Origin of the sequence: Winogradskyella forsetii (assembly GCF_013394595.1) — a bacterium.
Lineage (GTDB): Bacteria > Bacteroidota > Bacteroidia > Flavobacteriales > Flavobacteriaceae > Winogradskyella > Winogradskyella forsetii.
In genome coordinates this window covers 2,601,281-2,626,349 of the sequence record NZ_CP053348.1, presented here as the reverse complement: position 1 = coordinate 2,626,349, position 25,069 = coordinate 2,601,281, and the positions used below count along the sequence as shown (strand labels likewise).

General features: G+C 35.0%; 22 protein-coding genes. 12 read left to right on the top strand and 10 right to left on the bottom strand.

Annotation, left to right across the window (positions count from 1 at the left end; genetic code table 11):
* Positions 1-61: 61 nt before the first annotated feature.
* The gene (locus HM987_RS11400; RefSeq protein ID WP_179008143.1) at positions 62-1,849 is read right to left on the bottom strand and encodes an endonuclease; all 1,788 of its coding nucleotides are present in this window, start codon (positions 1,847-1,849) and stop codon (positions 62-64) included.
* Between the two features lie 28 nt (positions 1,850-1,877).
* On the bottom strand, positions 1,878-3,089 hold the full coding sequence (locus tag HM987_RS11395; RefSeq protein WP_179008141.1) for an RsmB/NOP family class I SAM-dependent RNA methyltransferase: 1,212 nt from the start codon (positions 3,087-3,089) through the stop codon (positions 1,878-1,880).
* 143 nt (positions 3,090-3,232) lie between these two features.
* Here HM987_RS11395 and HM987_RS11390 point away from each other — a divergent pair, with 143 nt between their 5' ends.
* Positions 3,233-4,300 (top strand): WD40/YVTN/BNR-like repeat-containing protein, encoded by a 1,068-nt coding sequence (locus HM987_RS11390; RefSeq protein ID WP_179008139.1) that lies wholly within the window; start codon positions 3,233-3,235, stop codon positions 4,298-4,300.
* 218 nt (positions 4,301-4,518) lie between these two features.
* Here the strand turns inward: HM987_RS11390 and HM987_RS11385 are convergent, their stop codons facing one another.
* The gene (locus HM987_RS11385) at positions 4,519-4,869 is read right to left on the bottom strand and encodes a hypothetical protein (protein ID WP_179008137.1); all 351 of its coding nucleotides are present in this window, start codon (positions 4,867-4,869) and stop codon (positions 4,519-4,521) included.
* 160 nt (positions 4,870-5,029) lie between these two features.
* On the opposite strand from HM987_RS11385, the gene HM987_RS11380 reads away from it, so the two are divergent.
* A complete protein-coding gene (locus HM987_RS11380; RefSeq protein WP_179008135.1) occupies positions 5,030-5,554 on the top strand; it encodes a hypothetical protein in 525 nt (174 codons plus the stop codon).
* A 105-nt stretch (positions 5,555-5,659) separates the two neighbouring features.
* Here HM987_RS11380 and HM987_RS11375 read toward each other — a convergent pair whose 3' ends face one another.
* The gene (locus tag HM987_RS11375) at positions 5,660-6,394 is read right to left on the bottom strand and encodes a YfdX family protein (protein ID WP_179008134.1); all 735 of its coding nucleotides are present in this window, start codon (positions 6,392-6,394) and stop codon (positions 5,660-5,662) included.
* Between the two features lie 99 nt (positions 6,395-6,493).
* Complete coding sequence (locus tag HM987_RS11370; RefSeq protein WP_179008130.1) at positions 6,494-7,096, bottom strand: acyl carrier protein phosphodiesterase; 603 nt, start codon at positions 7,094-7,096, stop codon at positions 6,494-6,496.
* 594 nt (positions 7,097-7,690) lie between these two features.
* On the opposite strand from HM987_RS11370, the gene glmM reads away from it, so the two are divergent.
* The gene (gene glmM, locus HM987_RS11365; RefSeq protein ID WP_179008128.1) at positions 7,691-9,079 is read left to right on the top strand and encodes a phosphoglucosamine mutase; all 1,389 of its coding nucleotides are present in this window, start codon (positions 7,691-7,693) and stop codon (positions 9,077-9,079) included.
* A 102-nt stretch (positions 9,080-9,181) separates the two neighbouring features.
* Positions 9,182-10,693: an aminotransferase class V-fold PLP-dependent enzyme gene (locus HM987_RS11360; RefSeq protein WP_179008126.1), complete on the top strand. Its 1,512-nt coding sequence runs from the start codon at positions 9,182-9,184 to the stop codon at positions 10,691-10,693.
* Between the two features lie 53 nt (positions 10,694-10,746).
* Here HM987_RS11360 and HM987_RS11355 read toward each other — a convergent pair whose 3' ends face one another.
* A complete protein-coding gene (locus tag HM987_RS11355) occupies positions 10,747-11,637 on the bottom strand; it encodes a lysophospholipid acyltransferase family protein (protein ID WP_179008124.1) in 891 nt (296 codons plus the stop codon).
* Positions 11,638-11,696: 59 nt separating this feature from the next.
* Here HM987_RS11355 and HM987_RS11350 point away from each other — a divergent pair, with 59 nt between their 5' ends.
* Positions 11,697-12,356, top strand: coding sequence for a rhomboid family intramembrane serine protease (locus HM987_RS11350; protein WP_229724412.1), 660 nt, complete (start codon positions 11,697-11,699; stop codon positions 12,354-12,356).
* A gap of 13 nt (positions 12,357-12,369) precedes the next feature.
* Here HM987_RS11350 and HM987_RS11345 read toward each other — a convergent pair whose 3' ends face one another.
* Entirely contained in the window at positions 12,370-13,524 is a 1,155-nt protein-coding gene (locus tag HM987_RS11345; RefSeq protein WP_179008122.1) for a TlpA disulfide reductase family protein, read from the bottom strand.
* Between the two features lie 176 nt (positions 13,525-13,700).
* Here HM987_RS11345 and mnmE point away from each other — a divergent pair, with 176 nt between their 5' ends.
* Positions 13,701-15,107: a tRNA uridine-5-carboxymethylaminomethyl(34) synthesis GTPase MnmE gene (gene mnmE, locus HM987_RS11340; RefSeq protein ID WP_179008120.1), complete on the top strand. Its 1,407-nt coding sequence runs from the start codon at positions 13,701-13,703 to the stop codon at positions 15,105-15,107.
* A 168-nt stretch (positions 15,108-15,275) separates the two neighbouring features.
* Positions 15,276-16,025 (top strand): hypothetical protein, encoded by a 750-nt coding sequence (locus tag HM987_RS11335; RefSeq protein ID WP_179008118.1) that lies wholly within the window; start codon positions 15,276-15,278, stop codon positions 16,023-16,025.
* An 83-nt stretch (positions 16,026-16,108) separates the two neighbouring features.
* Here HM987_RS11335 and HM987_RS11330 read toward each other — a convergent pair whose 3' ends face one another.
* Both HM987_RS11330 and HM987_RS11325 read right to left on the bottom strand, forming a co-directional pair.
* The gene (locus HM987_RS11330; RefSeq protein WP_179008116.1) at positions 16,109-19,294 is read right to left on the bottom strand and encodes a type ISP restriction/modification enzyme; all 3,186 of its coding nucleotides are present in this window, start codon (positions 19,292-19,294) and stop codon (positions 16,109-16,111) included.
* A gap of 236 nt (positions 19,295-19,530) precedes the next feature.
* Positions 19,531-20,493: a D-2-hydroxyacid dehydrogenase gene (locus tag HM987_RS11325; RefSeq protein WP_179008114.1), complete on the bottom strand. Its 963-nt coding sequence runs from the start codon at positions 20,491-20,493 to the stop codon at positions 19,531-19,533.
* Positions 20,494-20,787: 294 nt separating this feature from the next.
* Between HM987_RS11325 and HM987_RS11320 the strand changes: the two genes are divergently transcribed.
* Positions 20,788-21,063: a hypothetical protein gene (locus HM987_RS11320; protein WP_178988706.1), complete on the top strand. Its 276-nt coding sequence runs from the start codon at positions 20,788-20,790 to the stop codon at positions 21,061-21,063.
* A gap of 133 nt (positions 21,064-21,196) precedes the next feature.
* On the opposite strand, the gene HM987_RS11315 is transcribed toward HM987_RS11320, so the two are convergent.
* Complete coding sequence (locus HM987_RS11315) at positions 21,197-21,628, bottom strand: BLUF domain-containing protein (RefSeq protein WP_179008112.1); 432 nt, start codon at positions 21,626-21,628, stop codon at positions 21,197-21,199.
* Between the two features lie 223 nt (positions 21,629-21,851).
* Here HM987_RS11315 and HM987_RS11310 point away from each other — a divergent pair, with 223 nt between their 5' ends.
* The 4 genes from HM987_RS11310 to HM987_RS11295 all read left to right on the top strand — a co-directional run bounded on the left by HM987_RS11310 (position 21,852) and on the right by HM987_RS11295 (position 25,058).
* Positions 21,852-22,217: a hypothetical protein gene (locus tag HM987_RS11310; RefSeq protein ID WP_179008110.1), complete on the top strand. Its 366-nt coding sequence runs from the start codon at positions 21,852-21,854 to the stop codon at positions 22,215-22,217.
* 138 nt (positions 22,218-22,355) lie between these two features.
* A complete protein-coding gene (locus HM987_RS11305) occupies positions 22,356-23,660 on the top strand; it encodes a GIY-YIG nuclease family protein (protein WP_179008108.1) in 1,305 nt (434 codons plus the stop codon).
* 321 nt (positions 23,661-23,981) lie between these two features.
* On the top strand, positions 23,982-24,434 hold the full coding sequence (locus HM987_RS11300; protein ID WP_179008106.1) for a ferritin-like domain-containing protein: 453 nt from the start codon (positions 23,982-23,984) through the stop codon (positions 24,432-24,434).
* A gap of 279 nt (positions 24,435-24,713) precedes the next feature.
* The gene (locus tag HM987_RS11295) at positions 24,714-25,058 is read left to right on the top strand and encodes a DUF1622 domain-containing protein (protein WP_179008104.1); all 345 of its coding nucleotides are present in this window, start codon (positions 24,714-24,716) and stop codon (positions 25,056-25,058) included.
* Positions 25,059-25,069: the final 11 nt, after the last annotated feature.

The window sequence follows — 25,069 nt, the reverse complement described above, 5'->3', positions numbered from 1 at the left end:
AGCAGCTAGTCACTTAGCGTAATCCAAGTGCAGCTGCTTTTCATTGTTATGCTTATTTTATTTACTGTTTAATCAACTTCTTGGTTATAGTAGAATTACCTTGTTTAATTTTCACGATGTAAATTCCAGATTTTAAATTTTGGAGATTTAAAGCACTCGTTTTATGGATTGTGTTTTTTAGTACGCGTTTGCCAAGAAGATCATAGATCTCTATGCTCGTATCAATGTTAGGGCCTAAATCTATAGTTAAATTATTTTTAACAGGATTTGGATGCAGCTTTACGTTTGATGTATTAAACTCACCAGCACCTAAAGAAGAATAGCAGGTATAAGAAATGTCATCAAAGACCACTCTATTACCTGATCCACTATTACCGTCAATGACAACAGAAACATTATTTTCTACATTTATATTTGGAATTACAATAGTTTGTGAGGTATCATCATAAGCTATAGTGCCAACCAAATCCCCATTGACGTTAAGATTAAAAGTTCCAGAAGAACCACTAAATACGCGTTTTGTCGTTACCGTTAGGATACCTATACCACCAGAAGTAGTTGGTAAATTTAAAGCACCGTTTCTAACTGTTATGGCAGAAGTTCCGTTAAGATCTTGATCGGTTCTAGCATCTGTAGCACTCCAAATCCCACCTTCGTCTCCTGTCCAAGTGACATCTGAATAAGAGCTAATAGAAGTATCTAAATTCGTGAAAGTCTCGGTTAAGCAATCAGAACCGCCAGTTCCACTATTCGTAGTTGTTTCACAAGCCTCATTACTGAAACCAGATTCATTACCAGCTGCATCTTTTGCTTTTACAGTAAAGCAATAATTTGTATCAGGTACTAAACCTGTTACTATTGCTGTTGTATTTACAGAGTTGAACATAAAAGATTCATCAATATAGACATCATAGGAAGCAACTCCAATATTGTCTGTAGAAGCCGTCCATGTCAAAACAATAGAGTTATCAGTTGGATTAGAAGCTACTAAATTTGTCGGATCTGAAGGCGCTTCCGTATCTGGATTCGGATTCCAAATTAAGTTGGCATATTCTGGATGATCTACAAAAGGGTTGGCGTTGCCTTGATAGTTATAAGCTGCGTTATTTCTATTAATTTCGCTTTGGTCCACAGGATCTATATTGTAGTGCCAATCCAATAACATGTCAACTGCCCAATCTTCTAAAGCTTGGTTTTCTGTGCCATTAAACATATCAAAACTGGTGTAACCGTCAACCGTATCTTCATAACGTGTTACAAAATACAGAATAGACCTTGCAATATCACCTTTAAACTCATCAATAGGTTCAAAAACATTTCCGGAATATCCAGACACATTACTGTTACCACGTTTAGAACCATTTAAAGAGGTCCAGTTTGCGGAACCAACAGTTCCAAAAGGCAAACTCCCTCTTTGTCCATTCGCAAAACCATCGCTAGGAACGACATGATGAATGTCGTTTTGCATTGGAGAGGCACTTCCAAAAGACGATTGCGGAATGGTATGCTCACGATTGTAACATACGCCTTCGGCATTATAATTACCACATTGGTTAGAACCATGATTATACGTGTAAGGATCTGTTCCGTTTGGGTTTTCCGTGTAGTATAATAATATAGTACCATCATTTTCGTAACCACTTTGGGAAATATTATCGGTATGTGTGGTTATATAGCCATCATATAAACTACCATAACCTTGATCATTATGGCCGTTGGTAATAATGGTTTTTAATTGGGTTTTTAGTTCAAAACCTGATAAGCCGTTTGCACTATCATAATAGTTTGCAGGAATTTGCGCAAAACCAATGCTAGTGATAAAAATAAATAATAGGTAAAAATGCTTCATGTGTAAAATAGTTGAATTGTTATTTGGGTTATTTCTTTTCTAAAAGTGCCATATAAAAGCCGTCAAAACCAGATTTGTGTGCCAGTACTTTTTTGTCTTTGACAAAGGTAAAATCTTTTCCGGCTTCAGATGTTAAAAATTTGTCGACTTGTTTTTGATTTTCGGAAGGTAAAATAGAACAGGTAGCATAAACCATTTTTCCGCCAGATTTTACCATTTTGGAATAGTGTTCTAAAACTTCCAACTGTGTTTGTTTGATGCTTTCAATAAATTCTGGTTGTAATTTCCATTTTGCATCCGGATTTCGTCTTAATACACCTAATCCAGAACATGGCGCATCAATTAGTAAACGGTCCGCTTTGCCATGTAATTTCTTAATTGGTTTTGTAGAATCTATGACTTTCATCTCAATATTATGAACCCCATTTCTACGAGCTCTAATCTTTAATTTTTTCAATTTACTTTCGTAAATATCCATTGAGATGACCTGGCCTTTATTTTCCATCAAAGCCGCTAAATGCAAAGATTTCCCGCCAGCACCTGCACAAACATCCACAACTTTCATACCCGGTTTCACGTCTAAGTAATCAGCTACTAATTGGGAAGACGCATCTTGAACTTCGAACCAACCATCTTTAAAAGCTTCAGTTACAAATACGTTTGCACGTTCCGTTAACTTTAAGGCATAAGGATGATTTGGTAAAAACTCGGTTTCTATATCCTCGGATTGTAGTTTGAGTTGTAAATCCTCTTTATTGGTTTTAAGCGTATTGACTCTAAGAATAACATCGGCTTGCTCGTTTTGCATGGCTATTTCTTTGGTCCATTCTGCTTCGCCTAACTCAGCAACACCCAATTCATCCATCCAATCAGGAATGGATTCTTTGTATTTTCTAATTTTGGATAGTTCGTCAAATCGGCCCTTTATTTTTCGGGTAGGTGTGTCAGTAAAATATTTCCAGTCTGGTAATTTTATGCCTTTCAGCGTCGCCCAAACGGCAAACATCCGCCAAAGATTATCTCTATGGTAAGGTGCTTTTACATCTGCGATTTCGGCATATAGTCTTTGGTAGCGCACAATAGTGTAAACCGTTTCTGCCACGAAACCTCTATCGCGACTTCCCCAACGTTTATCGCGTTTTAGTAATTGTTGAATCACTTTATCGGCATATTCCCCTTCATTAAAAATTAGGTGTAAACCATCTATTACTGCGAAGCATAAGTTTCTGTGTAATCTCATAATCGGTATTGAATTTTTCAGTCTTTACTTGCTGTTGAATAGTTCTGCAAAAAAGGACGTGCAAAGGTACACATTTGTTTAATTGTTGGGCTAATTAACTTTCAAATTATAAAGCTTTGTTATTTTTAGGAAAAATTAGGAATATGCGCGTTTTAATATTTGGTCTTTTGTTAGTAGGATTATTTTCTTGTAAACATGAAGCATCAATAATACCTAGAAGTTTTTCAGAAATGGAAATTGAAACGTTGCTGCAAGATTCTTTGTTGAATGTGAGAGCTTTGGAAATTATTCCACAAATTGATGGAGCTTTTTTTTTATGTTCAAAAGGATATGGTGGCAGTATTAGTAGAATAGATTCAGAGGAAACTTTATTTGAGACAGAAGTTGTGTATCCAATACAAATTATTGAAGATGAGATAAATTTTCGGTCATTTGGCCAAACAAATGATGCAGCTTTTGGATTAAGTATTGAAAATCCTGCATTCTTATATAAAATAGGTAGAGATGAAACAACATTGGTTTACAAAGAAAACCACCCAAAAGCCTTCTACGATTCTATGGACTTCTGGAACGACCAAGAAGGCATAGCAATTGGCGATCCAACTGACGATTGTATGAGTGTTATCATAACCAGAGATGGTGGAGACACTTGGACAAAATTATCTTGTGATAATTTACCAAAAGCGAAAGCAGGCGAAGCTGCCTTTGCAGCAAGTGACACTAATATTGCCATAATTGGAGACCATACTTGGGTAGCCACAGGAGGAAAGTCAAGCAGAATACTATACTCACCCGATAAAGGTAAAACCTGGGAGGTTTACGACACACCAATTATTCAAGGCAAAGAAACGACGGGTATTTATTCCATGGATTTTTACGATGAAAAAAACGGATTCGCCATTGGCGGCGATTATACCAAACCGAACGATACATTAAACAACAAAATAAGAACCAATGACGGTGGAAAAACGTGGCAAGTTGTGGCTAATGGAAATGGACCAGGTTATCGAAGCTGTGTCCAGTATGTTCCAAATAGTGAGGGAAAAGAGCTAGTTGCTATTGGATTTAAAGGTATTGATTATAGTAATGATGCAGGAGATTCATGGAAGCATCTAAGCGATGAAGGTTATTATACCATTCGGTTTTTAAATGATTCTGTGGCTTATGCAGCAGGAAAGGGTAGGATTAGTAAATTGACTTTTAAGGAGTGACAATCCTTGTTGAAAAACGATTTCTCGCAAAGGCGTAAAGCTGCATGTGTTTTTTTAAGTTCTAAACTTTATGTCTCTGGGCCTTTGAGATAAAAACACACTACTATAGCAAGCAACCACTTTGATGAGCAAAAGAAACTAACTCTTCAACTTTTCAGGAATAAAAAAAGTGCCCTGAATTACCAAAGCACTTTATCTGTGAGGTATTTATATAAGATTTAAGGTGCTGTAATCATTTCTTCAGCTTCAATGGCTTTAGTATAATTGGCTTTTACTTTACTCAAAAAGCCAAAAAACTTGCTGCCGTCTTTTTTCATTAGTTCCACATGGACTTCGCCATTAGGTTTGGTTATGACTTCATTGACGACCACTTCATTTCCATAGACACTTTTATAACGGGTTACTGTACCGCGTTTGATTAAAATGTTGGGTTTTGGAAATTTGATGTAGTGATATGATTGTGTCAGTGGTGCTTTAATAATCAGTTCATCACCAACTTTTGGATCACTTTGAGCACTCAGAATTGAATAAAATCCTAAAAATAATAGGGTAAAAATTGTATTTTTCATAATTAGATGGTTTAAAATTGATAATATCTCAAAAATATTATGATTTATAGGATTATGCAAGTCTTTTAGATATACCTTAACAATTCAAAAATTTTGCACTTAAAATTTAATTTTTGTTTATTTTAGTTTCCTATTTCAACGTCATAAATTTTAGAATAAGATGAAATTACTAGGCATAGGATCAAGAATCAACCATAACGAATACGGAAAAGGCGTGGTTACGAATGTCACGTCAAAACACTATTGGGTCACCTTTATAGAAAACGGATTGGAAACCATAGATCTGGATTCGGAATTTGAAGTTATTGAAGCCGCCGAAGACGAAGTGGATACTATTAGTTTTTATGAAGTAGAACGCAGTTTAAAGTCCATACTAAAAAAATGGTCCGATGTTTCTGAAGTTATAAGTATCGCTGATAAGTGGAAAGGAGGCAAACTCATTATGCAACCAGGTGACACTAACTTAAAATCCACAGAGTTGCCTATTGATAAATTCTTCCATAAAATCACTATGGTTCGTGATCGGTTGCGTGTGATGGAGCAAAAAATTAATTCCAGTAATTTAGAAGAGCAGGAAAAGATAGATTTACAACAATATATTACAAGAAGCTATGGGAGTTTAACGAGTTTTAATGTGTTGTTTAAGCTGAAGAGTCAGCAGTTTGTAGGGCAGCGGAGTAAGTAGTTTTCAGTCTCAGCCTGCAGTCCTTAGTTGGCAGTTTTCAGTTCGTAGTTTTTAGTAAGAAGTGTTGCGTGATTAATGTAGAGTTCCATTTATTTATAACATATATTATAATCTCAAACTCTTAACCTCACTAATCTCCAAACCAAACACCAAAAACTTATGAAACGTAGGCAATTGGGCTCCACTTTCGGTAGTTATCCAGTTCTCCCATGTGGCTTCTAAACCCTCAATAGGTAAAATATCAACCCACATTTGAAAGTTTTTAGGTTTTCCATCAGCATCTAAATGCCATAAATAGGAATCTCCTGGTGTTGTGCCACCTGAAGTATAGGTCACTAAAAGTGCTTCCTTATTTTCTTCTGTTTTTATTAATCGACGTTTTGTGCCTGGGTCAAAAACTTTGTAAGGTGCCACTAACCAAAAGGAATCATTGTTGAAATAGCTTTCAGCCTTGCGGATATAATCTTGTTTCTCTATGCCGTCGTATTCTTGTTCAGCTACAAAGACTTTTGAATTATTGCGGTTTTCCAGATCTAAAATAACTATAAAATGATCCCAATAGACTTCACAGGTTTTATCTGATTTATACCATTTGTAATGGTGTCTGCCCTTAAAAGTCCATTCCAAATAATCAGTATTGAGATAAGCCTCTTCATTTAACGCTTCAAGCATTTTATTGGCTAGTTGATCGGCTTTGGCACCTTGTTGTCCCGTTGGTAAATCTTCATTGTATTTTACATACATAAACCCGTAGAGTAGGAGAGTCGGTAGGGTGAAGAATATGATAACGCCTCCAATTATTTTTAATGCTTTTTTAAATTTAGATGGTTTCTTTGTCATAATCGGTCTCGCTTGTTTTTTGAGAAATTCAGGAATCATTTATTATTCAAAGATAACAGAGCGTTCTATAATTTTTATTTCATATTCTAATAAAAACCCTTAGAACTTAAAATCTTGTTCTATTTCTATACGTTTTTCAGCACTAAACACCATCAATTCTCTGAAAAACAACGTAAAATCCTTTTCAAAACCATCATAATGAGTTCTAAGTTCTTTAGTGGCTTCGTTCATTTTAGAACGTCCTTTTGTTCTGCGGTTCATACCATTCAGAACCAACTGAATACCTTCAATCGTTGCATAACTCAGCAACCAATTGCCTTCAATCATAATTGGAGTCAATTTTTGAAAACGTGGTGGAAGAATAGCTATGTTGTTAGTTAAGGTTTTATAAAAATCGGCAATGTAAATATCGAGCGGAATATCAGCATATGCTTTCCAGTTTTTAGCCAAAAAATGATCAAAAAATATATCAACAATTACACCACTATAGTGACCATATCCTTTATGTAATCTCTTGGTGCATCGTCTAAAAATAGGATGTGCATCCGTAAAGGTATCAATATGACGATGCAGTTGAATGCCTATTTGAATTTCTAAAGGGTACAATTTGTATTTATTGCCTCTAACACCATCACCCACAAAGTTTCCTATGGTAATGAGTTCGTTGTCGCCTGATAGATAGATGTGGGCAAGAAAATTCATCCGTCGAAATTACAAATTCATGATCACATAATAGTTTAGTACATGACAAAAATTGTCAGTAAGTATATTTTCAATTTCCTGAATGGAAAAGAATTCGTTTTAATAAATTCATTTCTAATACATTGTTTGGGAGTTTATTATAAGGCATTAGTTTTTAATCTCTATAAATTTTGCCACGAATACACAAATTCACAGGTTTTCAATAATATCAAATACAATAATTGACTATCTATTTCACAAATGATACAGATCTTAGGTCTATTCCAAAGATTTATAGACTTTCATCTAAAGCAAATATAAGATTCGTGTATTCGTGGCAAAAAATCAATTGCATTTATTTTTGTAATGTATTTAGACTTCATAGTTAAAATAGATCATAACTTAAAGAAGTGGTTTAAGCTTTTTTAACGGGCTAAAAACTCGTCCTTTTGGAACTATCTTTTGTCATTTTTTCGTTCCGTAGCCATGCTATGCAACCAAAACAAACCTTTAACTAACCACAAAATGATTAATTTTCGCTTCAATTCTAAAAGTTTAAACCACTTCTAGTATAAAACGGTATATCTATTTATATTTGCTGAAAATCAAAAATTTATGACATTAATAAAATCAATTTCAGGAATTCGTGGCACCATTGGAGGACTCGTAGATGAAAACCTCACACCCATAGATGCCGTTAAGTTTGCAGCCGCTTATGGAACATGGTTGAAACAACAACGTGATAAAGATACCTATAGAGTCGTTGTTGGACGTGATGCAAGAATTTCTGGAGAGATGATTCAGAATTTGGTTATGAATACTTTAGTTGGTTTAGGGATTCACGTGATTGATTTAGGCTTATCCACTACACCAACGGTTGAGGTTGCGGTGCCAATGGAACATGCCGATGGTGGTATTATTTTAACAGCCAGTCATAATCCAAAACAATGGAATGCCTTAAAGCTATTAAATGCAAAAGGTGAGTTTTTAAATGGTGAAGAAGGACAGAAAATATTGGAGATTGCGGATTCCAATACCATGAATTTTGCGGAAGTTGATGACTTGGGAAAAATAACCATCAACGATGCCTATATTGATTTACATATTGATGAAGTTTTAGCGTTGCCCTTAGTCAATAAAAAGGCCATTGAGAAAGCAAATTTTAAAGTGGTTGTCGATGGTGTGAATTCTACAGGAGGAATCGCCATTCCATTATTATTAGAGCGTTTAGGTGTGGAGCCTGTAAAATTATATTGTGATCCAACGGGTCATTTTCCTCATAATCCAGAACCTTTAAAAGAACATTTAGGCGATTTGGCCAAAGCGGTTGTAAAGGAGCATGCTGATTTCGGAATTGTAGTTGATCCAGATGTAGATCGTTTGGCATTTATGGATGAAACCGGCGAAATGTTTGGCGAAGAATACACTTTGGTTGCTTGTGCAGATTACGTGTTGAGCAAAAATCCAGGAAATACCGTTAGTAATATGAGTTCTACGCGCGCACTTCGTGATGTTACCGAAAAACATGGAGGAACCTATGAAGCTAGTGCTGTGGGCGAAGTCAATGTGGTGGCTTTAATGAAAAATAATAATGTCGTCATTGGAGGTGAAGGAAATGGTGGTATAATTTATCCAGAATCACATTATGGTCGTGATGCTTTGGTTGGCGTTGCGCTGTTCTTAAGTTTATTGGCTGAAAAACAAATGAAGGTAAGCGAACTTAGAGCCACATATCCTAATTATTACATGAGTAAGAAGAAAATTCAATTGACACCTGGATTGGATGTCGATGGCATTCTGAAAACCATGGAATCCAATTATAATCACGAAAAATTAACGACTATCGACGGTGTGAAAATTGATTTTGAAAATAGTTGGGTGCATTTACGTAAGAGCAATACCGAGCCAATAATTAGAATCTATACGGAAGCACCTTCGCAAGACGCTGCCGATACTTTGGCAGATCGTTTTATTGCGGAAATAAAGGCTATTGCAAATATTTAGTATCTTTAAATATAATCCATGACTCAAGAATCTTTAGGTGAAATGAGTTTTGTATATTGAATTCATTCCGTTTTGAAAACGGGATTTGAAAATAATAATGTTATGACTTTGATTTCTGAAACAATAAAACAAGATATGGTAACTGACTTAGAAACCTATTTCAATCAGTTCAGAAAGCATATTATTGGTCAAGAACAATCCTTTGTGTCGCCTTATGGCGAACAAAAAATCATATATACGGATTGGACCGCTTCTGGTCGTTTATACCGACCTATTGAAGAAAAACTGACCAATGATTTTGGCCCTTTTGTGGCCAATACACATACAGAAACAACGGTTTCAGGTACGGCTATGACCAAAGCGTATCATAAAGCAAGGCATATTATAAAAGACCATGTCAATGCGAATGCCGACGATATCCTTATCGTTTCGGGAAATGGAATGACAGGCGTGGTAAATAAATTCCAACGTATTTTAGGGTTAAAAGTTCCTGAGAATTTAAAAGCGTTTACTAAGGTTCCGGATGAAATGCGACCTGTTGTTTTTATTTCACATATGGAACATCATTCTAACCAAACCACGTGGTTGGAAACCATGGCAAAAGTTGAGGTTGTGCCACCAAATGAAGAGGGTTTATTTTGCCTAAAGAATTTAGAGACCTTATTACATCAATATAAAGATTGTACTATTAAAATTGCATCGATAATAGACGGTTCTAATGTTACGGGAATTCAGATTCCACATCATGAGGTTGCTAAATTGATGCATAAATATGGAGGTGTTTGTTTTGTGGATTTTGCCTGTTCAGCACCTTACGTAGCTATTGATATGCATCCTGAAGATGAAGATGCCCAATTAGATGCCATATTCTTTTCACCTCATAAATTTTTGGGTGGACCTGGCACCTCTGGTGTTTTGGTTTTCAATAAGAAATTATATAAAAATATGGTGCCAGATTGTCCAGGAGGCGGTACGGTGAGTTGGACGAATCCTTGGGGCGAGCACAAGTACATCGATAATATTGAAGATCGGGAAGATGGTGGTACACCAGGATTTCTTCAAACTATAAAAACAGCTTTATCTATTCGTTTAAAAGAACAAATGGGAGTGGCTAATATGTTGCAGCGGGAACATGAACTTGTGGCTATCATCTTTGATAAGTTAGGAGACATTCCAAATATTAATATTCTTGCTGGCCAGCATAAGGAACGATTAGGTGTGATTTCATTCTATATCGACGATTTACATTTTAATCTCGCTGTAAAATTGTTGAATGATAAGTTTGGGATTCAAACACGTGGTGGTTGCAGTTGTGCTGGTACTTATGGGCATTTTCTGTTGCATGTAGATCAGCAAATGTCTCACGAATTAACGAATGAAATATCCATTGGAGATTTGGTGCGTAAGCCAGGTTGGATTCGTATGTCCATTCATCCTACAACGACGAATGCTGAAATAAAATTCGTTTGTGATAGTATTGTTGATTTATCTCAAAATCATCGCACTTGGGCTAAGGATTATGAGTATTCAAAATGTAACAATGAGTTTGTGCATAAGTCGTTAAAAGATCGGACTTCCACAGCAGTTAGTGTTGATGCTTGGTTTGATATGTAATGTTTAGCACTGAGCGTGTAACTGATTTGTAGGGTTCAATAATATCCTTTTTATCAAAGGAATTCTGGGGGAACGCTATCCTTATGCTTCCAGCGTCGATGGGTCCAAAGATAATACTGTGGTGCTTCTAGAATTTTTTCTTCGAGTAGTTTGAAAAATATATCCGTGATTTCGTAATCATCGTATTCTTGTGGATGTTCAGATATGGTCTTAAAGGTGGTTTCGTAATAACCGCGTTTTAGTCGTTTCACACTAAAAAACACTACTGCCATATCCAATTTTTTTGCCAACATTTCAGCACCTGTGTACATTGGGACTTTAATGCCCATAAATTTGTTCCAATGGAATGCTTTATGCACTTTGGGTGTTTGGTCAGACACAAAACCATTAATGGTTAATTCGCCATTTTGCTTGCTCTTAAGTAGGACATTAAAGGTTTCTTTAGTCGTAATAAGGTGCGAATCATACTTGGCTCTAATCTGTTTTACCAATTTGTCAAAATACTTATTGTTTAAACGTTTATAAACCGCAAAACCTTTGTGCTTTACGTATTTCTGTAAAATAAAGATCCATTCCCAACTTCCGTAATGGCCACACATTAAAATAATGCTTCTATTCTTGTTTTCTAGGTCATTGATCAATTCAACGTTTGTAAACTTAAATCGCTTTTTCATTTGTGATTCGGAAATGGTAAGGGATTTAATGGCTTCAAACATCATATCGCAAAAATGATGATAGAATTGTTTGGTGATTTTAGTGATTTCAGCTTCCGGTTTTTCAGGAAAAACCAATCTAAGATTCTCTTTTACAACCTGTTTTCTGTAGCCAAAAACGCGATACATAAAGAAACAAATAACATCCGAAAATCCATAAAGTAATCTAAATGGTAAGATTGAAATTAGCCAGAGAATGGGGTAAACTAAGATATAAGCAATAAGTTGCATTAAAGTATGATTGCATTTAAACGCAAATATATATATTTGGTTTTTAAGATTAAGATTTTATGGACAATTTGGGAATAAGCATAGTCACCATTTTAATTATCGCAGCCAACGGAATCCTATCGTTTAAGGGATTTGATGATCGCAGTTTTTTTGAAAAGTATAAGTTTAATGTTGGTAGCATAAGACGAGGCGAGCAAATTAGAATGTTAAGTTCTGGATTTCTTCATGCGGATATTACCCATTTTTTGTTTAATATGTTTACCCTGTACTTTTTTGCAGATTACGTAGTCAGGCCGCTTGGTTCTTTTAATTTTCTAATTATCTATTTCGCTAGTTTGATATTTGGTAATTTACTCTCCCTTTATTTTCATAAGGATGACTATTGGTACAGTGCTATTGGCGCGAGTGGCGCGGTTACAGGAGTTCTATATGCTGCAATTCTCATAAATCCAGGAATGAGTTTGTATATGTTCTTTGTACCGATTCCAATTCCAGGCTATGTGTTTGGTGTAGGCTATTTATTGTACTCCATTTATGGAATGAAGAAAAGAATTGGAAATATTGGTCACGACGCCCATTTTGGCGGTGCCATTGGCGGTTATGTCATTACCTTAATATTGATGCCAAGTTTATTTCAAACTGATTTATTGTATATCGGTTTATTGGCGATACCTATTATTATCTTGTTTGTGTTGCATAAGACTGGAAAGTTGAATTAAAGGTATTGATAATTTAGTTTTTCAACAATTCTTCGACTTTTTGTTTTAGAGCATTTCCTCGAAGATTTTTTGCAACAATGGTTCCGTCTTTATCAAGGATATAGGTGGCTGGAATGGACTTAATATTATAAAGTTGTGCTACAGGATCATTGAAATATTTTAAATACGATACCTGAGTCCATTTAAGTTGGTCTTTTTCAACCGCATCCAACCATGCTTTTTTGGGATCTTTTTGTCCACGTGACCCATCTAAGGACACACCGATTATTTCTAGACCTTGGTCGTGAAATTCGTTGTAGACTTTAACCACATTTGGGTTTTCCCTTCGGCATGGGCCACACCATGCTGCCCAAAAATCGATAATGGTTACTTTTCCCATAAGATCATTTAAAGATACCATTTTATCATTTGCTGTAGGTGCTTTAAAATTAGGGGCTACTTTACCAACTTCCAGATTGGCTGTTTTCATTTGGGTGTTGTAGAGGTTGTCTAATCTCAGTTTAATTTCTGCGCTATCTTTAGAAGACTTTAATGATGCGTCTAAATTATTAAATGCAGCCCTATATTTTTCGACATCCATATTAGGATCTTTTAGTGCTTCCTGAATAAGATAAAGACTAAAAATATCCTCGTTGTGGTCATTTATATAAGCAACGGTATATTGCGTTTGTTTGTCTTTTACGGCCTCGATTTGTGTTTTTAGTTCCGCTTGTTTTGCCATATCCCTTTGCGACCTTGCTCTTCGCATTTCAGAATTAAGTCGTCCTATTTCTTTTTCTATATCCTTTAAGCCATTTTGATAGGTTTCATATATGTTTTGGGATTTAGAACCCGTTATCTTCGAATCTGATATTTTTGCTTTATTGATATCAACATGTATTGCGCTGTTTTCTACCATTATTGGGAGTTTTCCTGGTACACTGTTTACGGTGATGTGATATAAGGTTGGTGTGTCCATTTTCCCTTCAAAAGTAAACTGCTCGTTCACCACCATTTGGGTTTCAACGATCTTATCCCTTCCTTTTTCATCCGTTTCATTAAGATGTACTCTTACACCATTATAAATATCTTTGGCCGTACCGTTGATGATATAATCGGTGCGTTTTGGTTCTTCTTTGCAACTAAAAAATAAAAGACTTACGATGGTGTAAATGACTAGTTTTTTCATAATTATTTAAGACGTTTGATTTTGAATCGCTATTGTACACTACAAATATAAAATAAAGGTTTAAAATCTATAATTCACTTTAAAATAAATAAACACTCTAAAATATTGAACGCTTTTAGAGGTGTTCATTTAAAGAATCCCATAATTTACAATACTTTTGCAATAAATAATTGAAGATGCATAACGATACCATTGTAGCTTTAGCGACGCCCTCTGGAAGTGGCGCCATTGCGGTTATCCGATTATCAGGACAAGAGGCGATCACTATAGCTTCAAAATGTTTTAAATCGGTTTCCAAGAAGGATTTAGCACAACAGGCGACGCATACCATTCACTTAGGTCATATTGTGGACGCTAACCGAACTATAGATGAGGTTTTAGTATCTGTTTTTAAAGACCCGAATTCCTATACAGGGGAAAATGTGGTAGAGATTTCGTGTCATGGGTCATCTTATATTCAACAGGAAATCATTCAATTGTTTTTAAGGCAAGGGTGTAGAATGGCGACTGCAGGCGAGTTTACCTTACGTGCTTTTTTGAATGGTAAATTGGATTTGAGTCAGGCGGAAGCTGTGGCAGATTTGATTTCAAGTGATAATGAAGCATCTCACCAGATTGCGATGCAACAGATGCGTGGTGGTTTTTCTTCTGAAATAGCCAAATTACGTGAAGAGCTGCTCAACTTCGCTTCCTTAATTGAGTTAGAATTGGACTTTGCCGAGGAAGATGTGGAATTCGCAGACCGAACCCAGTTTAAACAATTAATAGAGCGTATCACTTTTGTATTGAAACGTTTGATTGATTCGTTTTCGGTTGGAAATGTAATCAAAAATGGTATTCCTGTGGCCATAGTTGGCGAGCCTAATGTTGGGAAATCTACCTTATTAAATGCTTTGTTAAATGAAGATAGAGCTATAGTGTCTGAAATTGCGGGCACCACAAGAGATACGATTGAAGATGAAATATCGATTGGTGGAATTGGTTTCCGGTTTATTGATACCGCAGGCATTCGTGATACTAAAGATGTGGTGGAGAGTATTGGGATAAAAAAGACCTTTGAAAAGATTGAGCAGGCGCAGGTGGTTTTGCTTTTAGTTGGTAGTCCACAGTTGGCAGTTGGTGGTAATGCCGTTGAATCTTTTAAAATTGAAATTGAAAAAATAAAAAATAAGTTTCCGCAAAAGCAGTTGTTGGTGATCTTAAATAAGATTGACCAAATTACTGATACAGATTTAGCGGAACTGACTTCAAGCCTTGGGTCACACACAGAAAATCTGATTCCTATTTCTGCTAAAACGGGGTTTGGCGTCGAGCAATTGACCAATACACTGCTCAATTTAATTAATACAGGCGCATTGCGTAATAATGAGACTATTGTTACTAATTCCCGCCACTATGATGCATTGCTAAAGGCTTTTGAAGAGATACAGAAGGTTCAGTACGGATTGGAAACCGGCTTGTCCGGCGATTTGTTGGCTATAGATATTCGGCAAGCTTTGTATCACTTTGGTGAGATTACAGGTGAGATTACCAATGATGATTTGTTGGGTAATATTTTTGCTAATTTCTGCATCGGGAAGTAATTACTATCATTTCATTCTTTAATTGCAATGTTAAACTTATAATCTTCTATAGCTATGCTATAAGCTCATTTTAAGCCTGTTTTAAGTATGCTATAACCACGCTATAACCTTTTGTTGAAAATTTTGTATATTGCTGTTTTTTAAGAGATTAACTTAAAACTTTGACATATGGCAGAACAGAAGGGTATTATACCGCTTGTAGGTACTTTGGGCGGTATCAATTTTTATTATTTAAACGGGAAGCCAATTGCACGAAAAGCAGGTGGTGGGTTTAATGGCAACGCCATAAAGACCAAAGCAAGTATGCAGCGTGTACGTGAAAATGCCAGTGAGTTTGGGCATTGTTCTGAAGTGAACAAAGCGTTTCGTTTGGCGTTACGGCCTTTTTATAAGGGCTATACGTTTACGCATTTTCATAGTCGTTTGATGGGGTTGTTTACGGGTTTGAAGGACTTGGATACGGCACATAAGCGCGGCGAACGTCGTGTTGCGGAAGGTATTGCCCATGATGATGGGCTTAAATTATTACAGCATTTTAATTATACACCAGCTTGTAATGTGCGGAAGGTGTTGCCTTTTGCCTTTGCGATTGACTCCTCTAATTTTGAGTTGACTATTAGTAATTTTGATATTACCCAAGTTGGTTTTGTGGAAGGTGCGACACATATTGCCCTTACTTATGGTGTGCTGGATTTTGATTTTAACAGTTTGGATTCCCAATTGCATTTGGCGCCTACTATGGTTATGGATGCTTCTTATGCCGCGTCTAATGTGACTTTGACTCTTAGTTCTTTGCCTAGTGGCATTGGTACTAGGCTTTGTGTGTTTGGTTTGCGTTTTTATCAGGAAGTTGATGGTGCTTTGTATGTGTTGAATGCTAAGGATGGTGTTGGGATTGTGGTTTTGGAATGTTTTTAGAGATTTGGTTAGTAAGCTGTTCTAGACGAATTACCACTATAGACCTTAACAAATTGTGATTGTGAATGGTTAAAGAGTTGGATTTATTCAATTTCTATTTTATCAATTTCTTTCATTATTCTATCAGTTTCAGTTAGAGCAACTATTATTTTCTGATAATGTAAAATATCCTCAAATTTTAGTTCTCTTTCCTTTCTGTCTTTTAACCATTTCTGTGCTGGTTGATAACCACCAATATAAAATTCCCAAGCGGTTACAGGAACATTGTCAAAATATTTGCTTTCGTTTATCCAAATTCTACCTAAATGTTTTTCGGTGTCGATTATTTCCCAATCTTTCTTTCCGATTTTTGTTGTAATTACATTATGGTCGTTTTCTGCATTTTCTGCCATTTCATAACTTGTAATGTAATCCTCAACTTTGTTACTTTCTAACAGATGAATTTCTCGTACTTCTTTACCTAATTTAACTAAACTCCAAAACGTTTTTTCGTCTTTTGGATATGGTACTCTTGGGAAATCTATTTTTAAAAACTCTTTGTATTTTTCTCTGTACGTTGGTGAGTGTAAAACAGCATAGATGTAATCCAAAATATCTATTGGTGCAAAGGTGTCTATAGTTTCTTCTTTTTCGTTGGTAAATGTTAAGTCTAATTTTTTTGCTATTTGGTCTACTAGTTTTGGGTCGAGATTTGGTTTACGTTTTTTTTCAGCAAAAATTTTATTTTTTTCATTTGGATAAACATATAACGGGAAAATTTTAGCATTATCCAATGTGGAAATTATACACTTATCAACAACTTTATTAGCTAGAAAAGGCGTAATAAATTTCCCGCTTCTTGAGTTACGGATTAAACAAAGCCCTGTATTTTCCTGCAGAAAATGTTGCATAACTTCAAATCTAGAACGACCAATGAACCCTCCAGAGCTATTTGAAACCATCGTGTGCCTATTATCAAAAACACGATAATTAACTACTTCATACTGATAATCATCATTTATCAAGCTGCTCTTCGCTTTTTCAAAGGACCAACCGCTAGAGTTTTTCTTTTCTGTATATATTCCCTTTAATACTTCACAAGACTGATTTTTAAAACTATCTACTATACTTTCTAATACATTTTTCTCGAATTGGACGGAAATATTGTCACATTTGGTTTCCATACCACTTGAATTTATTGACATTAACTCACTAATTTTAAAACCTGACATATAGCTTTTTTCAGATGCAAAATCTTTTGGTACAAAAAAGTAATATGGTTTTTTGTTGTTTAAAGTTTTCCATTTTATTGACGAAATTGAGTTGTCAAAAAGAAAAGGGTATTTGACATCTCTTTTTCCGTAGAGTTCCGAATGATAAACCTTACCTAGTTGATTAGTTTTTTTGTAGCCAGTCTTTACAAAGATATTGATAGAGACACCTTGCATAATATCGAATACATTTTGGTCTGGTGAGCCATCAGGGCAAACTTCTTTCTTCTTTGAATTTCCGTGTAAATCTAAAATGTAAACCTTGTCAAATGTTTCTAATAGATTTTTACGCATTTGCCTATGCGTTATACCATCAATAAAACTGTTGTTCGATATGTATGCTAAAATACCTTCTCCATTTTTAACAATGTAATACTGACCATATTTCAAAAACTTGATGTAGTCATCATCAAGGTTAATCTTTCTTTCGTTTAAGTTCTTTTTATAATCGTTCAATAAACCTTGAATCCATTTGCCTTTATTGGTACTACTTACAGCGTAAGGTGGATTACCAATTACACACATAACAGGTGTATCACGTTTTATATGGTTTGCTTCATTGGCTTCACTACTTAACCAATTAGAAAATAGAGTTCCAGTATCTTTATGATGTTCTTCTAAAGAGTTGGTTAAGTAAATGTTTAGACGTTCGTTTTTAGTAGATTTATAACCAGTTTCGGTTAGTAACATATCTAATTTTAGATGTGCCATAGCGTAGGAAGCCATTAACAACTCAAAACCGTTTAATCTTGGTATTAAATGTTCTTCAACATAACCACTCCAAGCACCTTTCATTGCTTTAAAGTTTTTGTTGTAAATAAACTTCACAACTTCCGCTAAAAAAGTACCTGTTCCTGTCGCTGGGTCAAGTATTTGTACTTTGTGTACTTCTTTTTCTATTTGTTTATACCCTGTTGCAGAACGTTTGTCAGGTGTTTGCGTGTCTAATTTTATTTTAGTTTTACTTGTGTCTGCTAGACCTTGTGGTAAATCAAATTCTGTTTTTAAAATATCGTCTACTGCACGAACTATAAAATTTACAACTGGTTCTGGTGTATACCAAACACCTCTTGCTTTACGTAACTTTGGGTCGTATTCTGCCAAAAATGTTTCATAAAAATGAATTATTGGGTCGTGCATTTGAGTTGCCTTTCCAAAATTCTTTAACAATTGCTCCACGTTTGTAGCTCTAAAAACTTCTGCAAGGTTATCAACTACCGTTACAATTCTTTCGTCAATATCTGGTCCAGCGATATAGCCAAAAAGCTTTCGCAAAAATGGATTTGATTTTGGTATAAGTTCTGCTGCTTCTTGTCTGCTAAAATCGTTTAAAGTTGGGTCGTGTAAACGTGCTGCAAACATTCCGTATGCCAAGGTTTGCGCATAAATATCTGCAAAACCTTTAGGTTTTAAATCGTGAATTAAGATCTGTTTAAATGTATCGAATTGTCCTTTTAAGGAGGTGTTTTCTTGAGTTTCTTCATCAGACGTAATGGCACGCTCTAATATGTCTTGTAATAAACGTGCTTTACCAGCCATCATTTCTGCCAATTTTTTTGACGATTTAATGGTTTGTCCAATGTGCGTAGAAAAATCTTTTATTAAGTTCTCAAATTTTGAAAAGTTTTCGGGAATTGGTTTAACAAAATTATTTTCAATCTCTCCAATTTTTATTTCGTGAACTAACTCTCCGTTTTGAAAGAATTGAAACCAGATATAGTCTGTAATTATTAGATTGTCAAGTGCTTTTTTGTAGCGCTCAAATTGTTCTTTATAAGATTTACTATTTAAATCTTTTCCAATATCTTTTGCTTCAATATAACCAACAGGAATTTTTCCTTTTGTGATAACATAATCAGGGTTTCCGCAATCGGTAACATTTGCAGGTTCGTTTGTTATTTCTACACCTTGTACTAAGGTTCTAACTAGTGTTTCTAAATCTCCTCTATACGAATGTTCTCTTGATATTCCAGATTGAAGTCTTTTACTTACTATTTCTACGTATTCCTTTATTGTCATCTATAATTCCAGCTTTGGTCAAAGTTGGTTAAAAATAGCTATTTTGTTTTTTATTGCTTTGATTTTTGCGAGGAAAAAACCAAAAGATTTTTTAGTGCATTACCATATGATAATACCATACTATTGATGCGATTAATATCTTATGTAATACAACCGCTTATTGTATTCGGTACCTTTTGTACAATAAAGTAGTGTCACGGTTTTCAAACCCAAAAAGCATTCAAAAAAATCAATACTTAAGGCTTTACAACATTAACAGGTTGGTCGTTTAGAAATGCTTTAAGATTTTCGATGGCGGTATTCATAAGTCGTGTTCTAGAGGCTTTTGGTGCCCATGCGATATGTGGTGTGATGATACAATTTTTTGCTTTTAAAAGTGGATTGTCTTCGGTAATGGGTTCGGTTGACACCACGTCTACAGCGGCATACGCCAATTGACCTGAGTTTAAAGCCTCTTTGAGATCCTTTTCTATAATTAATCCGCCACGCGCTGTATTGATGAGCATGGCGCTGTCTTTCATTTTAGCGATTGTGGTTTTATTGATTAAACCTTCAGTGTCATCTGTTAAGGGTAAATGCAAACTTACCACATCGGAATTTTTAAAGAGTGTATCCATATCTACCACTTTTATAGCCGTTTCCGTTTCGGGATTATTACTGCTTTGGGTTGTTAAAATTTTCATTCCAAAGGCCTGTGCCAACTTAGCGGTGGCACGTCCTATACTTCCAAAACCAATGATTCCCATCGTTTTGCCCTCTAATTCAATCAGTGGATAGTTCCAAAATGAAAAGTCCTTACGGTTACGCCATTCGCCATGTTGTACTGCGCTGTTGTGTTCGCCGACATGATGGCACATTTCTAAAAGTAAAGCCATGGTAAATTGTGCCACTGCGGTTGTGCCGTAGGTTGGGATATTGGTCACTATAATATCTAAATCTTGGGCAGTGTCGATATCTACATTATTGTATCCTGTAGCGAGCAATCCAATATATTTTAATTTTGGTGCTTTCTGAAATACCGCTTCTGAAATTGGGGTTTTGTTGGTCAATACAATTTCGGCATCACCAATAGCTTCAATGATTTTTTTAGTATTGTGTTCGGTACGGTCAAAAACCGTTAAGTCGCCTAAGCTTTCGAAGGCATCCCAATCCAGATCTCCAGGATTTAAGGTATAGCCGTCTAAAATGACAATTTTCATAATTTAGAATATAGAGTTATTCGAAATTATAAAATCTATTGTGGATCACCTACTTGTAAGCTGATTATTTGAAAGGTTTTTATGCGTCTTAGCTAAGATAGACGATGCATTTTTCTTGTGTTACAAAATCAATTCGTATTGTATCAATAGTTTCAAAAAAATTACTGCTGTATTACAGCAGGCGCTTGATACGGTAAGTTTTTATTTTCAAATTGGAGTTATGGAAACAATTTTTCTTTAATAAAACTACAATGTTTAGCAAGGACAAAAACGAATAGCTACTAATTTTGTAGTATGCAATTCACGAGATATTTTTCTAAAGTTTTAAGAGAAAACGGTACTCCAGATATCAACGTTAACGAGTATCAACGGATGCTTAATATTATTGTCCTAGAAAATCAAATAGATATTATTAAACGCGTAAAACTCAACAACAGGCACAACGATAAAATCCGGTATATGGAAAAAGAACTGTTTGACTTACAACATAAGCTCAATTTTCTAACAAGAGAGAACAAGCCAGAACATCTATTGAAATATATGCTTAACAGCTCGCGGTTTGAACATTAAATATAGCCTTATGTATCTACGGTTTCTTAAGGAAAGCTGTGGCATTCGGTTGTTGATTTTCAAATAGTCTTTCCTGTCATTGATTTCATTACCCACCAATTAAGCGCACAAGAAAAATTGCTACAACCCAACTTTATCTAGTTGTGATTGGATTCGGATCATCGTTTAAAAGTTTACCAACTGAAGTCCAAAACCTTAATAAGGTTCCAGAAAATTTTTCTGAAAATTGAGACAGCAACAAAAGGTTATTCACATATTCTGTATGTGCTGATTCGTTTGGTCTGTAGTAGGTCATATTCCAGTCTGAAAAATGCCTTTTGTCATATTGATTTTCCCATAGTAACTCCACAGAATGGTGACGGGAATCGAGCTTAATTTTTTCAAATAAAGTATTCACTTCTTTCTGTCCACCTTCTAAAATTTGCACGAAGGCGCCATTAAGAAATATAAGACATCCTGTAATATCGTTGATTTTATTGACTTCATTGGCTTTAATAAGAATGTTGTCTAAATCTTCAACTTGTAGAGTAGATATTGCTTTTGAACGGTAAGTGAGCTGATACATAAATAGAATTATTTAAGGCAAAACAACCGTGTTAACGCAAATCTTATCCTTTATAGGTTGCGAAGATAGTTTAATTTTAAATTATATTTACATGCAACATCTTATAAAAAATTTAATCATTTAATACCTCTTATTTGCATTCGAGTTAGTTTTTATTCTATATGAGAAAATTAATTTGAAGGTTATACGCTATCTTCGAAATCAACAACAAAATATTTTAATTATGAAACAACCAGATTATAGCGACCCAAACGCAAAACACGAATTAGATTATTTAGAACTGTATCAGCAAAAGGGTTACACGGAGAACTTTCGCGTAGCAAACGACAAACTCATAGCTTCAAAGGAAAAATCGAAATTTTCGCCCGAGCAAGTCAAAATTGTTGCTGAACATCGTTACGAAGGTATGAGCAATCCCTCTGACCAATCCATTCTTTACGTTATTGAAACGGAAGAGGACTGTAAAGGCACCATAATTAATTCTTATGGTCCCACTGCAAATTTAGAAGTATATGAATTTATTGAGTCCATTCCGGACGACAATAAAAGTCATGACGAAAGTATCTTGAATCTTGACGAGGAATCATAAACTTTAAACTTGTAATTTTCAAGTTGGCATATGGTGTTTAGTTCACAATACATTTCGGCATTATTGATTACAATTCTATAAGCTAACCTTGAGTTCCTAATAATTTGAACAGCCTAAATAATTCTTATTTTTGTTCGAATGATATTTATTTATATTCAAACTTTAAAGGTTAAAAAAGGGCTGGAAATTCCCTATAGGATTTCGGTAAAGCGTATAGATGATGATGACGTTCGGTTTATACCAATTCACCCTCAATATGAAATTCAGAAACGGATGTTTCAACGCAATAACCTCGAGGCATCCGAAATTCTAAATGCGCCACTTTTTATAGATCTAGCTGATGAACTTATAGAACTTTTCTATGGCCATCAATTGGTTTTTTTTGATTTACTTCAGTTTAAATTACTTAAATCCCAGTTCAAATCAATTGGCTATAATTTTGAAATTAAACCCATCTTAATTTGGAAACCAAGTTTGAAGCATACCCCTTTAGAAATTGATTTATCAAAAAATAAGTCATCGAAGTATAGTGAGGATTTTGCAAAATATGCCTTGAATCAAATGCAGGCGTATATCACAACCCCAAATTATACGGAATCTAAAGAGCGCCCGATTGAACACGAGAAAAACGGTAGGGACTTATCCCAATACAAATTAGCACCTGGTGTTTATTATTTTTTAAACGCCTATGGTGAAGTTGTTTATGCAGGAAAAGCCAAAAATATCAGAAAACGCTTGCAGAGCCATTTTTCTAAAAGCGGAAAGCGCTCTAACATAGATTATTCCCTTGTCAATACTATTCAAGTTACGTATACCGGTAACGATTTTATTGCACAGCTCATAGAATCAAATGCTATCAAAGATTTAAAACCGCAATTCAACACGCAGCAAGTTCATACTTCTGCACCTTATATAATTAGTCAAGGTCACACCGCTAAGGGCATTGCGAAATTAAAAATTACAAGAAAGGATTACTTGGATCAGGTGCCAGAGCAATACTTTAATAGAGCTTCGGTAAAACAAACCTTAGAAAATTTTTGTAAAACGCATAATTTATGTAGGAAGCATTGTGGAATAGAAACCGTGAAAGGGCCGTGTTCTAAATATACAAAATGGAATAAGGGCTGTGTCTGTTCAGGGGATGAATCCATCGACAACTATAACATAAGATTTAAAAAAGCCTTTAAACGATTTCAAACCCAAAAGACGAGAACCCTTTATAAACTGAAAGGACGACACAAAAATGAAGACGCTTTTGTTTATGATATTAACGGCATTTATCAAGGTTATGGATTTATCGACAAGTCAGAAGCAATTAGCACCGAAAGCGATATTTTAGGGTATTTATCTGCTCAAGTCAATAATTACGACACCTCACGAATTTTAAGTAGTGTAAAGCGATCTATTAGAGCTGAAAACATAATTCATTTAAGTGAGATTTAAAAAATCACTTCATTATAGGTTATACAATAACATAGATTTTATTACAGGAAGTCGCGAACCAAAAGGAGGCGATAGATGAATTTTTAGACCTTTGGGAATTGTAATGTTGTCATACAGTCTTATGCTTTAAATAATACCCAAACAGTCCATTTTCTTCATATACAAGTAACACCTCAATTACTCAAACTATATTTTTTTGGAAATGAGCAAATGTCTCATTTAATTCGATCAATACACTTCAGGTCGTTTATATAATTTTAGAATAGCAAATTCAAAAACCTAGTAAGATCTCCAAATTCTTACATTAAAAATTATAAACCAATGGGACTATATGACGAAAAAACAGAAAACAAGTTGAATGACTTAATCGAAAAGGCTTACGACGCTGAAAAAGGATTCAAAACGGTGGCAGAACATGTTGATAATCCAAAATTGAAGTCGTTTTTTAATGAGAAAGCTAGAGAAAGAAGTGAGCATGTTAATGATTTAACTACCACCCTTAGAAAAAAAGGGATGGACGTTAATCAGAACGACGGCAGTATTAGCGGTTCATTACATAGAGCTTGGATTGACACCAAAGCTTTCTTTTCTGTGGATGATGATGAATCGATGTTAGAGGAAGTTAGAAATGGCGAAAAACAAGCCATTGACGATTATGAGGATATTCTTAACCACTGTGAATTAAATCCGACATTAAGAGAATTACTTTTAAAACAAAAATCTGAGATTCAAGCGAGTTATAACAAAGCAGATTATTTAGAGGGTATTCATTAATTTATGTTTTTTCTGAGCGTGATCAAAAGATTGAGTTACGGCTTTTGTAACTCAAGATTTTTGTAATAATTCCTAACGCTATTACTTCTGGTATAAAACTATTGACATTCTAAAATTTTAATGGATGATGGGTCAATTTATATCGTTTTAGAAACCATACGAAGAGTCATAAGAATTATGGCGTATACGTTGCTCATTATACTGGATTGACAAACGCGCCATTGGCGAATTAGGAAGTGAAATTATCCCGTTGTTGATTACAATTTTAAAATAGTAAAAATGGAAAACTTTGAGTTATATATTGAATTCATTGCTTATCTCATAGAAGCAATAGGCATATTGACGATGGTTATTGCTATCGGAATGGCATTGTTTAGATTTATATTCTCACGTCAGAACACTGAATCACGAAGCTATAAAATTTTAAGGAGAGAATTGGGAAAGGGTATTCTATTAGGCCTTGAGATTTTGGTGGCTGGTGATATTATCGGAACCGTTGTTATAGAACCCACAATAGATGCGGCCCTAACATTAGCATTAATTGTTCTGATTAGAACATTTTTAAGTTTATCCATCGAGATTGAAATAGAAGGAAAATTACCTTGGCGGAACAATGAATCTTAAAACTATGATAT

What these genes read in the sequence shown, in the direction of transcription:
- HM987_RS11400 (WP_179008143.1), bottom strand. Translation starts at nt 1,849, where the DNA reads ATGAAGCATTTTTACCTATTATTTATTTTTATCACTAGCATTGGTTTT.
- HM987_RS11395 (WP_179008141.1), bottom strand. Translation starts at nt 3,089, where the DNA reads ATGAGATTACACAGAAACTTATGCTTCGCAGTAATAGATGGTTTACAC.
- HM987_RS11390 (WP_179008139.1), top strand. Translation starts at nt 3,233, where the DNA reads ATGCGCGTTTTAATATTTGGTCTTTTGTTAGTAGGATTATTTTCTTGT.
- HM987_RS11385 (WP_179008137.1), bottom strand. Translation starts at nt 4,869, where the DNA reads ATGAAAAATACAATTTTTACCCTATTATTTTTAGGATTTTATTCAATT.
- HM987_RS11380 (WP_179008135.1), top strand. Translation starts at nt 5,030, where the DNA reads ATGAAATTACTAGGCATAGGATCAAGAATCAACCATAACGAATACGGA.
- HM987_RS11375 (WP_179008134.1), bottom strand. Translation starts at nt 6,394, where the DNA reads ATGACAAAGAAACCATCTAAATTTAAAAAAGCATTAAAAATAATTGGA.
- HM987_RS11370 (WP_179008130.1), bottom strand. Translation starts at nt 7,096, where the DNA reads ATGAATTTTCTTGCCCACATCTATCTATCAGGCGACAACGAACTCATT.
- glmM (WP_179008128.1), top strand. Translation starts at nt 7,691, where the DNA reads ATGACATTAATAAAATCAATTTCAGGAATTCGTGGCACCATTGGAGGA.
- HM987_RS11360 (WP_179008126.1), top strand. Translation starts at nt 9,182, where the DNA reads ATGACTTTGATTTCTGAAACAATAAAACAAGATATGGTAACTGACTTA.
- HM987_RS11355 (WP_179008124.1), bottom strand. Translation starts at nt 11,637, where the DNA reads ATGCAACTTATTGCTTATATCTTAGTTTACCCCATTCTCTGGCTAATT.
- HM987_RS11350 (WP_229724412.1), top strand. Translation starts at nt 11,697, where the DNA reads ATGGACAATTTGGGAATAAGCATAGTCACCATTTTAATTATCGCAGCC.
- HM987_RS11345 (WP_179008122.1), bottom strand. Translation starts at nt 13,524, where the DNA reads ATGAAAAAACTAGTCATTTACACCATCGTAAGTCTTTTATTTTTTAGT.
- mnmE (WP_179008120.1), top strand. Translation starts at nt 13,701, where the DNA reads ATGCATAACGATACCATTGTAGCTTTAGCGACGCCCTCTGGAAGTGGC.
- HM987_RS11335 (WP_179008118.1), top strand. Translation starts at nt 15,276, where the DNA reads ATGGCAGAACAGAAGGGTATTATACCGCTTGTAGGTACTTTGGGCGGT.
- HM987_RS11330 (WP_179008116.1), bottom strand. Translation starts at nt 19,294, where the DNA reads ATGACAATAAAGGAATACGTAGAAATAGTAAGTAAAAGACTTCAATCT.
- HM987_RS11325 (WP_179008114.1), bottom strand. Translation starts at nt 20,493, where the DNA reads ATGAAAATTGTCATTTTAGACGGCTATACCTTAAATCCTGGAGATCTG.
- HM987_RS11320 (WP_178988706.1), top strand. Translation starts at nt 20,788, where the DNA reads ATGCAATTCACGAGATATTTTTCTAAAGTTTTAAGAGAAAACGGTACT.
- HM987_RS11315 (WP_179008112.1), bottom strand. Translation starts at nt 21,628, where the DNA reads ATGTATCAGCTCACTTACCGTTCAAAAGCAATATCTACTCTACAAGTT.
- HM987_RS11310 (WP_179008110.1), top strand. Translation starts at nt 21,852, where the DNA reads ATGAAACAACCAGATTATAGCGACCCAAACGCAAAACACGAATTAGAT.
- HM987_RS11305 (WP_179008108.1), top strand. Translation starts at nt 22,356, where the DNA reads ATGATATTTATTTATATTCAAACTTTAAAGGTTAAAAAAGGGCTGGAA.
- HM987_RS11300 (WP_179008106.1), top strand. Translation starts at nt 23,982, where the DNA reads ATGGGACTATATGACGAAAAAACAGAAAACAAGTTGAATGACTTAATC.
- HM987_RS11295 (WP_179008104.1), top strand. Translation starts at nt 24,714, where the DNA reads ATGGAAAACTTTGAGTTATATATTGAATTCATTGCTTATCTCATAGAA.